Source organism: Roseibium marinum (assembly GCF_002906165.1).
GTDB classification, from domain to species: domain Bacteria; phylum Pseudomonadota; class Alphaproteobacteria; order Rhizobiales; family Stappiaceae; genus Roseibium; species Roseibium marinum.
In genome coordinates this window covers 94,360-106,972 of sequence record NZ_PPCN01000015.1, presented here as the reverse complement: position 1 = coordinate 106,972, position 12,613 = coordinate 94,360, and the positions used below count along the sequence as shown (strand labels likewise).

At 56.4% G+C, this 12,613-nt stretch carries 13 protein-coding genes; 2 read left to right on the top strand and 11 right to left on the bottom strand.

Translation table 11 applies throughout. From position 1 onward, the window contains the following. The coding region (locus tag CLV41_RS24640) for an alcohol dehydrogenase catalytic domain-containing protein (protein WP_170107309.1) at window positions 1-212 on the bottom strand (212 nt) is incomplete at its 3' end. Window positions 213-314: 102 nt separating this feature from the next. On the opposite strand from CLV41_RS24640, the gene CLV41_RS24635 reads away from it, so the two are divergent. Beyond that, a complete protein-coding gene (locus tag CLV41_RS24635; RefSeq protein WP_146048632.1) occupies window positions 315-1,001 on the top strand; it encodes a hypothetical protein in 687 nt (228 codons plus the stop codon). Window positions 1,002-1,036: 35 nt separating this feature from the next. Here the strand turns inward: CLV41_RS24635 and CLV41_RS24630 are convergent, their stop codons facing one another. Beyond that, on the bottom strand, window positions 1,037-2,074 hold the full coding sequence (locus CLV41_RS24630; RefSeq protein ID WP_103225141.1) for a quinoprotein relay system zinc metallohydrolase 2: 1,038 nt from the start codon (window positions 2,072-2,074) through the stop codon (window positions 1,037-1,039). A 228-nt stretch (window positions 2,075-2,302) separates the two neighbouring features. On the opposite strand from CLV41_RS24630, the gene CLV41_RS24625 reads away from it, so the two are divergent. Next, window positions 2,303-3,166: a quinoprotein dehydrogenase-associated SoxYZ-like carrier gene (locus tag CLV41_RS24625; RefSeq protein ID WP_103225140.1), complete on the top strand. Its 864-nt coding sequence runs from the start codon at window positions 2,303-2,305 to the stop codon at window positions 3,164-3,166. 140 nt (window positions 3,167-3,306) lie between these two features. Here the strand turns inward: CLV41_RS24625 and CLV41_RS24620 are convergent, their stop codons facing one another. The 9 genes from CLV41_RS24620 to CLV41_RS24580 form a co-directional block, all read right to left on the bottom strand. Continuing rightward, a complete protein-coding gene (locus tag CLV41_RS24620; RefSeq protein ID WP_408014289.1) occupies window positions 3,307-3,705 on the bottom strand; it encodes a hypothetical protein in 399 nt (132 codons plus the stop codon). After that, window positions 3,705-4,406 (bottom strand): hypothetical protein, encoded by a 702-nt coding sequence (locus CLV41_RS24615; protein WP_146048631.1) that lies wholly within the window; start codon window positions 4,404-4,406, stop codon window positions 3,705-3,707. Before CLV41_RS24615 ends, CLV41_RS24620 begins: the two co-directional genes overlap by 1 nt. 69 nt (window positions 4,407-4,475) lie before the next feature. Continuing rightward, entirely contained in the window at window positions 4,476-6,779 is a 2,304-nt protein-coding gene (locus CLV41_RS24610; RefSeq protein WP_103225138.1) for a hybrid sensor histidine kinase/response regulator, read from the bottom strand. After that, the gene (locus CLV41_RS24605; protein ID WP_103225137.1) at window positions 6,776-7,945 is read right to left on the bottom strand and encodes an FIST N-terminal domain-containing protein; all 1,170 of its coding nucleotides are present in this window, start codon (window positions 7,943-7,945) and stop codon (window positions 6,776-6,778) included. Before CLV41_RS24605 ends, CLV41_RS24610 begins: the two co-directional genes overlap by 4 nt. A gap of 5 nt (window positions 7,946-7,950) precedes the next feature. Further along, the gene (locus CLV41_RS24600; protein WP_103225136.1) at window positions 7,951-8,673 is read right to left on the bottom strand and encodes a response regulator; all 723 of its coding nucleotides are present in this window, start codon (window positions 8,671-8,673) and stop codon (window positions 7,951-7,953) included. 393 nt (window positions 8,674-9,066) lie between these two features. Further along, the gene (locus CLV41_RS24595) at window positions 9,067-9,765 is read right to left on the bottom strand and encodes an HAD family hydrolase (RefSeq protein ID WP_103225135.1); all 699 of its coding nucleotides are present in this window, start codon (window positions 9,763-9,765) and stop codon (window positions 9,067-9,069) included. A gap of 1 nt (window position 9,766) precedes the next feature. Beyond that, window positions 9,767-10,645, bottom strand: a complete 879-nt coding sequence (locus CLV41_RS24590) for an ABC transporter permease (RefSeq protein ID WP_103225134.1) — start codon at window positions 10,643-10,645, stop codon at window positions 9,767-9,769. Then, complete coding sequence (locus tag CLV41_RS24585) at window positions 10,645-11,580, bottom strand: ABC transporter permease (RefSeq protein ID WP_103225133.1); 936 nt, start codon at window positions 11,578-11,580, stop codon at window positions 10,645-10,647. Before CLV41_RS24585 ends, CLV41_RS24590 begins: the two co-directional genes overlap by 1 nt. Continuing rightward, entirely contained in the window at window positions 11,577-12,581 is a 1,005-nt protein-coding gene (locus CLV41_RS24580; protein WP_103225132.1) for an ABC transporter ATP-binding protein, read from the bottom strand. The genes CLV41_RS24585 and CLV41_RS24580 overlap by 4 nt, the downstream gene beginning before the upstream one ends. Window positions 12,582-12,613 lie beyond the last annotated feature (32 nt).

Here is a 12,613-nt window from a genome sequence, read left to right as displayed (position 1 = left end):
ACCTCCACGACGATTCCGGCGCCTTCATGGCCCAGGATCGCCGGGAACAATCCCTCGGGATCGGCTCCTGACAGAGTGAACTCGTCCGTGTGGCAAATTCCGGTGGCCTTGACTTCCACCAGCACCTCGAACGCACGCGGGCCTTCCAGATTGACTGTCGTAACTTCGAGCGGTTTTCCCGCAGAAACGGCAACCGCCGCACGTACTTCCATTTGAAATCTCCGCCCCGTGAATTCATTGAATGCGAACCTATTCATCGACTATAGGTTGGCCCTCCATCCAGGCAATTGCGACCTTAGTGTGCATTCCTTTGCATGGACAAAAATGGCTATTTGACTGACACTGAAGCGACTGAGGTGAAGGGAATGAAAGCAATTCAAACACTTTCGGCAGTTTTACTCGCCAAAGTATTCCTGTGTGGCATTTGCATCGATTACGCTGCGGCCGCTACGTTTGATGATCCCACCTGGCCGTGCCAGCAACGCAAGGTCGAAAGCCTTTCAATGGCCCTTATGTGGACCAGCCAGTTGCCGGAAGGGTTCGATCCCCAAAAGCCCGGCACGCTGACGCCGCAAGCCCGGGACCTTGCGGCGCTGCTGTCACTGCGCAAGTTTTCGCTCGAGGAAGCCGAAACGGCCATCCGGGAGTTCGCCGATAGCGACAACAACGCCGAACCTCAGCAAATGGCAGCCATTTTTGCCCAGGTGTTCAATTCGCTCGGCAACACCCGCCGGCAGATTATCAACGGTATTGAAAGCTACTCCCTGAAGCAGATCGCGCTTTCGGAAAAGATCGACCTGACCCGATCGGATATGCGGGTGCTGATGGATGCCGAAAAGCCGGACTTCGACAAGGTGGACGCGCTTGAAGAACAGCTGGATTGGGACGAACGCGTCTTTCGCGACCGCGGCAGATCGCTCACATATGTGTGCGAAACACCCGTGCTGATCGAAAAACGGCTCTACGCTCTGGCTCATCTTCTCATGAAGTACGCCAAATAATACCAACGGCTGTCTCCCGCCCGTCCCCGGTCCGCTTATTCCCATTCCAGCTCCGTGAAGGCCACCGTTGCGTTGCGCGCGTTATACGCGTCGAAGAGGTCCCAAAAGGGCGCCTGTTCCAGCGCGATCCGGGTCACCGCGCTGCTCATGCGTTCACCGGCATCCAATGCCTTGCGTGTATCATCTTCAAGGGCGAGCAGATAACTGCGCATCGGAGCGACACCGTCGGCAACCGGCAGTGCCGGACCGCCATGACCCGGAACGACCCTGTCGGCCGCCATCGTTTCGAACTCCCCGAGGATGCCCTTCCAGCCTTTCAGCGATCCGTCCAGCACCGGCACGTGGCCCTCGAAAATCAAGTCCCCGGCAAACAGCGTCCCGGTGAGATCGTCCAGGGCCGTCAGGTCCGAGGACGAATGCGCCAGGGGCCAGGCCTTCAGCACGAGTTTCCGGCCACCAAGATCGATTTCAGACACCTGCCCGACAGCAAAGTCCGCATGCGTTCCCAGAAAGCCCGCTTCTCCGATCGCCGTTCCGAACGTGCGGAGATAAGTCTCTTCTCTTTCTCTGAGGGCGCGAAACAAATTCGGGTGGCCGACGATCTCGGCTCCGGCCTCGGCGAACACTGCGGCCCCGAACACGTGATCGGGATGAACATGGGTCAGAACCAGGTGACTGACCGGCAATGGGCTGAGCTTCCGGATCGCCCTGTACAAGTCTTCGCCGACCGCGCGGGACCCACCTGCATCGATAACGGCGATCGACTTCTCGCCGATGACCACGCCCGAATTCGAAATATCGCCCAAATTGGCCGAACTCGGCTGAGATATCTCTCCCCTGTGCACAAAAATGCCGTTTGCGACTTCCGTGAGTTGCAGTCCGGCAGGCATTTCGCGGCACGTTGCGGCATCGATTGCAGCTTCGTGGCCGGCTTGAAAATGAAGACTGATGTCCAGGCCGTCCCTGACGGCGACGCATCTTTGCTCGGACGGTGTTTCGAGACCGGCAAGCAATTGCTGCCGGCAAATCTCGGGGTTACTCAACAGACACAGGTTGATAATGATCTCAAACATTTGCTCTCTGTTCCCGCTCAGGTCCGGCGCAGAATTACTGTTCATGCCAATCCAGAATCCCTTACGGCACAGAGCAGAACAATACCTCCCAAAGGCTTGATTTCGGGATTACCGTCGCTGTGGTAGAATAACACTACGCCACGGCACCAGAAGAAAACTTGAAGCCCCATTGGCCTGTCCGCATTCGGGTTTTCACAGCGATCCGGCCGATGGTTTGGGAGTAGATCCATGAATGAGTTTCGCAAACCGGCTGACCTCCTCCGGTTCCGCCTTCTGGCTGTCCCGCTTGTGTTGTCCTGCGCCCTTGTCGTCCTGCCAATGAACGCTGCAGCCGCCGAGCCGCAAACGGCCGACAATCCGCTGCGGATCGAAGGCAGCTGGACCGATTTGCGAGAAGACATTCTGGGAGAAATCCTCCCCGCGCCGGCAATGGGCGTCATAGATCTGGAGGCTCCTTACCGGGCCCATGACGCGGCAACTGTTCCCGTGCGCATCAAACAGCCTTCGCCGAATTCGCCCGCGGTTGACCGCGCGTTTCTTATTATTGACGAAAACCCGGCTCCGGTGGCCGCCGAAATGACATTCGGCAAGGCGATGCATCCGCTCGACCTGGAGTTCAGGGTCCGGGTAAATCAATATTCCAACGTGCGTGTCGTGGCGGAAACCGACAAGGGCACGGTCATGGCGGGGCGTTTTGTGAAGGCATCCGGCGGCTGCTCCGCACCGGCGACAAAATCACCGGAACTGGCGCTTTCTCAGATGGGAACGATCCGGGCCAAGCATTTTTTGCCCGATATCGAAAATTCTTCAAACCGCCGCGAAGCGCAAATCATGATACGGCACCCCAACTACTCGGGCCTGCAGAGGGATCAGGTGACCCAGCTTTTCATTTCCGCTCATTTCGTCAATTTCATAGAAGTCAAACAGGGTGAGGACACGCTCTTCACGCTGGAAGGCGGTATTTCCCTCTCCGAAAACCCGGTTATACGCTTCGCCTACACGGACAACGGGACGGACGAACTGCGGATACGCGCGGAAGATACCGACGGCAACGTGTGGGAAGAAGTCATCACAAAAGGCAAGGAAAGCTGACGGCTGCTTTGCGCACAGCATCCCGACCCCTCGGGATGTTCACCGTGCTTGTCTTGAACGCTGTTTCAGCAGAAACATACGCGCCTTGCGGACTGATCCGCCTCAAACCATTCAGCTCATTTGTGGGCCCGCAAAACACTCTAGAAACAGCGAATATCGGCTTCCGCCTGGGCCCGCCGGAGATCGGCGACAAGATTGTTCGCGCTCGCAGCTGTCCGGAAAATCGACATGCGCTCCCCGCCGACCAGTTGCAATGAAAGCACCGTTTCGGCCTCGACGTATTTCTTGTAGGGAAGGATCGACGCGATAATGTCGATTGAGCAGGAACATTTGCGCAGCACGTCGCTGGTCTGGCCGTTCGTCGCCATGCATGCGAACACGTATTCGGCTCTGGCCGCTGTGGGATAGTCGTTCAGGCCTTCCGGTGCGCTTTCGGCGCGGGCCTGCACAAAGGGCAATACCGACAGGCAGGCAACGCCGACCGCCAACGCTGTCAACTGCCTCACCCTTGGGCCGAAGCAAAGGTTCTTGCCAAGCATCATTCTGCCTCGCCCTGATTGAGAAAAACGATCGAATTCGAATAGGCCGGCAAGGTATCGGGACGTTCAGAGCGCCGGCCACGGTCAACCGTTGTCTCAGCCTTCAGGGAATAGTACCAGCCCGGCACGTCTTCCGATACCGTGAAGGTGAGTGCAAGTGTCTCCACGCCCCGCATCTTGTCGCTCGCGGGATCGTTCTTGAAGGGAAAGAGAACGATCGTTCGTGCCTTCAGCTTGCGGCCGTCGAGCGAAATTTCCAGGTCACGAACTGGTCTTTGTTTCAACAGCGCCGCTTTGATCCTGTTGCGGATATAAAAAGGGCTTCCACCAGAGGAACCGGCAAGGTCCCTGATGACCGTCTCAAGAAAATACATGATAAGGGGATTGCCCACATCCGCCGGAAAACTGCCGACCCCCCTCACCTTGCTGCCGGGGTCGAAATACAGGTCAGCCATGCCCTCCTGAGCGAATTTCAGCGTTACCGTACCGCTGTTTCCGGTTTCGAGCATCTCGTTTCCTGGAGCGGTCACACTTTTGCGATAGTCGAGGAAAGACGTCCTTGGAAGGCTGTCCAGAGTTCCTTCCTTGAAAAGAAGTTCGTATGTGTCCGCCGCATGACCGGCGGACGTCATCAGGTAAACGAGCAACCACACAAGGGCGCTCAAGGTCATGCCTTTAGGCATTGTGGCAGTTGGCAGCATGGCACTTTGCCTTCCACTTGCTGGGCAGTTGACGGTCAAGTCCGTACCCTAAGCCGCCCATTCGCGCTGTCAGCACAGACTTTTGTCGGCATTCTTCGCGGTCTCAATCGTTTCGAATCTATCTGTCGCATCGCCCTTGCCCGCACCGCAGCGTCTCGTCTTCCAGTCAATCAGGGGACGCAGCCGTGAAAGCTGTACCGGCTTGGTCAAGATGGTGAAATGGTGTTTCAGGCTTTCGTTCACCAGGCTGTCTTCCCGGTTCGCCGTGATCATGATCGCGGGGATGTCGCTTTTCGTCTCCCGTCTCAGGTTCACGATGGTCTTGACACCGTTGTCACCGCCATCGAGCTGATAGTCAGCCAGGATGATATCCGGAGCCATGCCCAGTTCGCGCACCTGGTCCAGGGCCTCGGCGGTCGACGCCGCGGTCAGAACACTGCCCCCCCAGGCCTCGATTTTCCGGGCGGTTGCAAACAGCACGTCCGGATTGTTCTCCACAATCAGGACAATGACGTCCATGTCGCTCGACGGCTTTGAGAAGACGGATCTTTCCATGTTTTCGATTTCAACCGGCGGCTGGCTGCAGGGAACCGTGATCGAAAACACCGACCCGACCCCTGGCTTCGAACGAACCGTAACGGAGTGGCCCAACCGCCTGCAGGCGCGGTCCACGATCGACAGACCCAGCCCCATGCCAAAGCCGACGTTATCGGGGGTCGCCCTCGTAAATTCGTCGAAAATCCGCTTCTGGTCTTTCTTCGAAATACCAATTCCAGTGTCCCAGACCTCAAGAACGACATTCGAGCCCTTGCGCCGGCACCCTGCCAGGATACGGCCGTTTTCCGTATATTGGATAGCGTTCACGATCAGGTTCTGCACCGACCGCAGCAGGTAGCGCTGGTCGCTCCTGACCCAAAGACTGCAGGGCACGATATCGAGCCGGAGATCCTTTTCATCAGCCAGTTGCATGCAGTCGATTTGGACCGAAGCCAGAATTTCACCGACATTGAAAGTGCTGAGCGTCAGTTCGGTGCCGGTGGAATCCAGGCGTGAAATATCAAGCAGGGCATGCAGCAGGGACTCGATCGACTTGAATGACCTCTCAAGCCGCGAGACCGTTTCGGCCACTGCTTTATTCTCGACGCTCTCGCTCATGGTGGAAATCAGGAGCTTGGCCGCGTTGACCGGCTGCAGGAGATCGTGACTGGCCGCCGCGAAGAACTTCGTCTTTGAGGAAACCGCCTCTTCCGCGCGTTCCTTGGCCTCACGCAGTTGCTCGTCGATCCGGATCTGCTCCTGGTTCTGACGCCTCAACCGGTTGTTGGCCTCGGTGAGTTCAATAGTCCGTTCACGAACCCGCCGCTCCAGCAAATCGGTCATCTGTGCCTCGGCAGTGAAATCCATGACATTCATGATGAAGCCCTTGTCCGGCAAACGATGAATGCTGATGTTCAGGAGCTCTCCGGAGAAAAGCCGGACCTTCCTTTCGATCCCGTCGCAATCCGGATCCACGGCGGCAAGGAATTCCTGCTGCGTCGCGACCCGCGTCTCCGCCGGCAACTCGTGCCTGATGAAAAATTCAAGGACCTGACTGAGAGCCGTTCCCTTTCTGACCAGTTGCATCGGCAGCCGCAACAATTTGCGAAACCGTTCGTTGCCCAGGATCAGGGAGCCCGCCGCTGAAAAAGTGCAGACGCCTTGGGAAATATGCTCGAATGCGGCGTTCAGGAAGACCGCCTGTTCGTCGATCAGCCTGTCCTTTTCAATACGGTTTTGCAAAACGATGCTGGTGATTTCGGTAGACAGCAGAACGGTCTTGCTGGCCGACGCGGACTTTCGCGTGATCTGAAACCACCTGTCGTTTTTCAATCCGAAGACCGAGGGATATTTCGCCTGTTTCTGGTTGTCGCTCTCCCGCACCCTGTTATCGGCCGGCACGCCGCTGGAGATGACCTGCCTGCTGCCGCTCAAGGCACTGAAATAATCTCCTATGCTGAGCCCGGTGACGACCTTGTCGGAGAGGTCAGGCACCATGTTCTTGAATTGGGTGTTGCAGATTTCCAGCGTGTCTTCTGTAAAAAGGGCGAAGCCGCCTTCCATCGCGTCGAGCGCATCCGCGAGATTGCGCTCGGTTTGTTCACGGGCGAATTCGGAAATGCGCAGCTGGTTGCTTGCCTGGCCCAATGTATCGAGCACCTGTTCCAGGTGTTTTGTCTTCTCCCAGACTTCACCTTGAAGCGTGATCGCGGATTGAAAGAGAGAATACGCCGATCCTCCCACGTCGTTTTCCCTGGCTGCCCGCTGAACCAATGCCTTGATGATTTTCGCCTGCTGTTCGACCTGGACCTCCAGAGGCTCGTTGGTGTCGATCAATAGAGCACCTCGTCTTTCGGCGGATAGAAGGCGACGCCGACAAACGTCTGGTTGACGTGAACGCCCAGATGCTGCTCCCCGTAGGTATTGAAACCGAAGACGCGGTTTTGACTCAGGATCCGGGATACGCTCTCGACCAGGTTGTTCTGTTCGATTTCGAGCCGTCGGAGATAGCAGTCAAATCCGATCACGAAGTCCGGACGGCCGGTTTTCCTCCGGCAATGTTCGAGCCCCATTTCGAGCGTCTTGAGGATTTCCGTGCCCCGGCCGAGCGTCAGGATGAGACCATCGTCGATCGCGGAGAGGAACCAGAGCCCCCCGTCTTCGGCAACCTGCTGGATTGCTCTCACATGCCAGCTCTTGCCGTTTCGCACCAGAACGGGGTTTTCGGCGAATACCTTGGGGGAAAGATCCTCGACGGCACAGTTCACGTAGCGCGCATATTCCCTCGCGGCGGGAACGCCGTTGATTTCAAGAACGAGCCGTTCGTCCGGGACGGCATGTGTCACCACCATTTGCCTGTCGGTCGGCAAGATGTGGTCAAAGCCGACACCGCCGAAGGACAGGTCGGTTTCGATCAGCAAAAGCAGCGCCGCATTCCTGTGCGCGACACCGCCGTGAAGCACATAGGTCTCGTTGAACGCAAGGCCATTGCCCGCCGAACCGCCGAACACCGGGATGTCCCCCAGTCCGGCATTCAACGCCGCCACAAGCAGGTCCTCCTGTTTGGACATGCCATCCGCGATGATGAAGGCCACCCTCTTCCAGTTGCCCGTTCGCGGGAACCTGTCGGTCAGCACCTTGGCCTGATTGGCCGTGGATTCGATCGAGCTGGGTTTAAGGGGCTTTATCAGTGCGGACGAGCACCGGAAGTGCCGCCTCGGAAAGGCGATCAGCAGCAAGGCGTCGTTCTCGTAGCCGACCGATGTAATCTGTCCCGCGGTTGAACAGCCGAACACGGCCGCCGAAGGCATTTGCCCCGAAATTTCCGCCGCAACCTTTTCCGGATCGAGATGGTCCGGCATGAAGAAGAGAACGAAACAGATGGCGGCGGGCCCGAAGCCGCCGATGGCTTCCCGGACCGCTTCCGTTTCTTCCCTCGCATGCGACACGCCGATTTGGACTGTCTTCGGCTTCTCAGGCGGATTGTCGGTCAATGCCGTCATATGTGTCAGCTCAACAGCGCCCTTGCATCCATGTCGGATATCGCCGGCTCCGTTCCAAAGCTGACGCTTTTCACCAGCACCGCGGCCTGCGTCCGGTTACTGACGCCGAGCCGCCGCAACAGGGCCGTGATATGAGCCTTGACCGTCGCTTCCGCCAGGGACAATTCATACGCGATTTGCTTGTTCGGTTTCCCGGCGCAAATCAGCTTCATGATCCGGTTCTGCTGTGGTGTGAGGACGGCGATCTTCTGGGCGACCTGCTGCAAGGTCAGTTCGGATTTCGCGGACCTTTGGCACGGGGTAAATCCCGGAGGGAAGAACCTGCGGCCCTCGCGGATTTCCACAAGCGCTTTTTGCAGCAAATTCACCGATGCGTCTTTGGGAATGAACCCCGCGGCGCCCGCCGACATGAGCGCGCTGACGGATTCGTCAGAGGACTCCGCGGAAATCACCAGCACCGGCACATCCGGCAATCGGTCCTTCACCTTCATGAAGCCGCTCAACCCGGTTGCGTCCGGCAGCTTAAGATCCAGCATCACGAGGTCCAAACGCAATCGCGAATTAACCTGCCGCAAGCCGTCCTGAAGCGAGTTCGCCTTTTTCACGCTTTTCGAATTGAACAGCCTTTCAAGCGTGGACGCGAGCGCATCGCAATACAGGGGATGATCATCGATCACGAGAATCGATCTGATCTGAGCGTGTTCTTGAGAACTACACTTTTTACTCATTCGACTGACTCCTCCCAGTCTGTCGAACAGAGTATCAACCACACCGCCAAAGATGCAAGAACTACCGGATCGCACCTCGTTTCGGAAAATTGATACTTTAGTATATGGCGCTCTTAATTTTACAAGTAAAATCCATGAGTTAGGGTATGGGAAGACCACTTCAACAATAAAATTACTACCCGGCCTGTCAGCAGCATTGGCGGCCTGGTCACAAATTAGCCGGGTTCCGGTCGCCGCGAGATTCGTTGGTGGTGACTAAAGCGCTTGAATCGCCCCGGGTATGCCGGCAACTGCAACGAATGCGTTTGTTCGCGGAAAATGAGAAAAAATTATGCCTGCGGCAATCAAACGGACGATAGCCAGCTGAGATCAACCGATCAGCTTTGAGACCTCTCAACTGTCCCCCGCCAACAGGTCCGGGAGAATTTCATCGGCGCTGTATATGACACGCTCGGCACCTGCTTCAAGGAGTTGTCGTTCGGCTTCCGGATCATGATTTCTGTAAGCAAAGGCAATTACTCTGGCACCGAACGTGCGCGCCGCTTTAATACCTGAGGAGCTGTCCTCGACGACAAGGCATTCGTCGGCTGAAACGCCATTCTGGGCTGCCGCATAATAGAGAATATCGGGTGCAGGCTTTCCCCGGGCGACCATCTCGGCTGAGTAAATCTGGTCCCTCAGAACATCGGACAGATTCGCTCGACCAACGCTGAACTTAAGGCGCCTCATATCGCTGTTTGAAGCTACACAGGTGGTGACACCGCTCTTCTTCACGATTTCAGAGAATGCGGATCCGAGCGGCAATTCCAAGAGCAATGCATCAAAGGCGGATTTTCGCATCTCGTCCGCGATCAAGCCGATTGTCTTGCCGGTTGATCTTTCGACGCACAAGACAATCTCTTCCTCTCTCACGCCGCTGAATTCGCGCATGAATGTCTCAAGATCGCCGCCGTAACCGACTTCACTTAAAATAGACCAGTAAGTCCGGCAGACAATTGGCTCACTGTCAACGAGAACACCGTCGCAGTCCAATATCAGAAGTTTGACGGCGGCGGAGTGTCCCGGTTTCTTGTTATTCTTGATATTCGGCAATCTAGCGCTTCCCTTTTATCTTTGGATCCAGAACATCGCGGAGCCAGTCGCCGATGAGGCTGGTCGATAAACTGGCGAGAGCGACAACCACTCCGGGGATGACGGCTATCCACCAGGCGTTGACAAGATATTCGCGCCCTTCACCGAGCATCGTCCCGAGGCTCGTTTGTGGCGGTTGAACGCCGAGCCCGAGGAAACTCAATGTTGTTTCAAGCAGCAAGGTTTCCGGAAAGTTGAGCGTGAAGGCAACGATCAGGGCGCTGGCGATGTTGGGTAAAATGTGAAGCACGTAAACTCTCACGGGGCCGCCCCCGATATGAGACGTCGCGACCGCATATCCCTCTTCACGTGCCGCCAGTGTCATGCCACGGGCGATCCTCGCGTAGCGTTCCCAGCCGAATACGCCAACCACAGCGACAAAAAGCCAGAAGGTATTGCCGAAAAACGCAATCGACGCCATGGCAACGATGATGAAAGGAAGCGCCGCTTGAACATCCACGAGCATCATGATGAAATCATCGGCGATGCCACGAACCGCGCCTGCAACAAGACCAAGCGTTGTTCCCAGGACGGCCCCGATTACAGTCCCCAGAAATGCAATCGACATACTAGTTTTAATGGAAATAATCAGGCGGGAGAGCATGTCTCGCCCCAGCTGATCCGTGCCAAGGATGTGGTCGAACGCTCCACCGAAGAGGACTGGCGGATGTAATCTCATGCGCAGATTGCTGATCAGCGCATCAGTTGGCGTGAGAAGATCCGCCGCCAGCGATATCGCAAAAAGCGCAGCAAGCCACAAGGCAGAAAGCCAGATCGCCGGCGGAATGATGTGTAGTCTTTGAACGATCGTCCTCAGGCCGAGGGAGGTTTGCACAAGCATCAGTTACGACCTTTCTGCAAACCATCGCGAATGCGCGGATCGAGCCATCCGTAGAGAAGATCGACGATCAGATTCACGCAAACCATTGTTACAGCGATCAGCAAGACGATGGTCTGAACGACTGCCAGATCACGAGATGCGACTGCCGTGACGGTCAGTCGTCCGATACCGGGCCAGGCAAACACGGCTTCGGTGACGACAGCCCCCGCGATCAGACTGCCAAGAAGAAAGCCGATGACGGTCACTGTTGGAATTGCGGCATTTGGCAGCGCATGCCGGACAACAACTGTGAACCGCGACAGGCCCCGGGCCTTTGCAGAGCGCACATAGGGTTTTGAGATAACTTCCAGCATTGCCGATCGGACAAATCTGGCAATAACGGCCGCACCTGCCGTTCCGATAGTCACAACCGGCATAATGAGATGTTGCCAGGTGCCGCTGCCCGTGCTCGGAAGCCATCTGAGATACATGGAAAAGAATAAAATCAGCAAAATACCGAGGAAGAAGTTGGGAAGGCTATAGCCGAACACGGCAATCGACATCACCAGCCGGTCGACCCATGTATTGTGCTTGAGTGCACTGATGATGCCGAGCGGGAACCCCATTGCGAGCATCAAAAAGAAAGACGTCCCAAGCAGAAGCAAGGTCTTCGGAATGCGTTCGCCGACGACCTGTGAAGCCGGGCGGCCGTCGACAAAGGAATGTCCGAGATCACCACCCATGACATTCTTCAGATAAGCAAGGTACTGATCCGGAAGCGGCCGATCCAGACCCCACTTCTCACGAAAGTCCTCGACCGTTTTCGGAGAGGCATCGGGAGGCAGAAACGTTTGCGCCGGGTCACCTGATGTTCTGAGCACGATGAACGTCAATGTGACAATTACCAGCAGTGCGACAAACATCCGAATGAACTTGCCAATGATGAATTCCGTCATTTGGCCGCCTCCGCGGCCATCTCAAGTTTCGCTCGATTTTGCGCGGTAACCAGATGGCATGCGACGGCCTGATCGTCTGACGTTGCAGTCAGCGCAGGGATGACCGAGTTGCACACATTCCAGGCCTGAGAGCATCGAGGGTGAAATGGGCAGCCCCCTAGCCTGTTGGTCGGGCTTGGCGGCTCGCCTTGCAATGTGGCCCGTTTTCCCTGTCGTCTGCCGATTTTGGGAGACGCCCCGAAGAGTGCGCGCGTGTAGGGATGAGACAGTTCGCCTCCGACACTTTGCGTAGAGCCGATTTCCACGATTTGTCCGAGATACATAACGGCGATCCGATCTGCGATCCTCGGAACGAGGTGCAGATCGTGCGTGATAAAAAGAATAGCGGTATGTCGCTCTTTCTGGATGGATTTGAGCAGACCGACGATTTCCGCCTGCACACTAGCATCCAGAGCGGAGACAGCTTCATCGCAAACCAGAATTTCCGGTTCCAAAAGAAGCGCCCGGGCAATGGCAACGCGCTGTAATTGACCTCCGGACAATTCATGTGGCCGCCTTGTGAGAACGGTTTCAGAAAGCCGAACGGCGGACAATATGTCTCGAATTGCAGCGCCATCTCGACTGTCCAGTTCCCGGTGGATCCGGAAGGGCTCCTCAAGCAGGCTTTCAATCGTCCATCTTGGATCCATCGCCGAACTTGGATCCTGAACGACGGGTTGGGCAAGTCGCGAGCGGACCAGACGGCTAAGGTTGCGAACCTCTTGACCTTTTATTTTAATTGAGCCGCCGGTAGGTTTCTGATCGCCTATGATAAGTCGGCCAAGGGTGCTCTTGCCGCTGCCGCTCTCCCCCACAATCGCAACGGTTTCGTCTCGGTTGAGTGTCAAGTTGACAGTGTCGACCGCGCTGAGTGTTTCTTTTGCAGCAAAGAAACCGCCACGCATAACAAAGTCCACGCTCGCATCCCTGACCTCGATGAGATCGCATCCACTTTGTATCATTGTCGTCTCTCCACTATTTTTGTTGTTGTTGT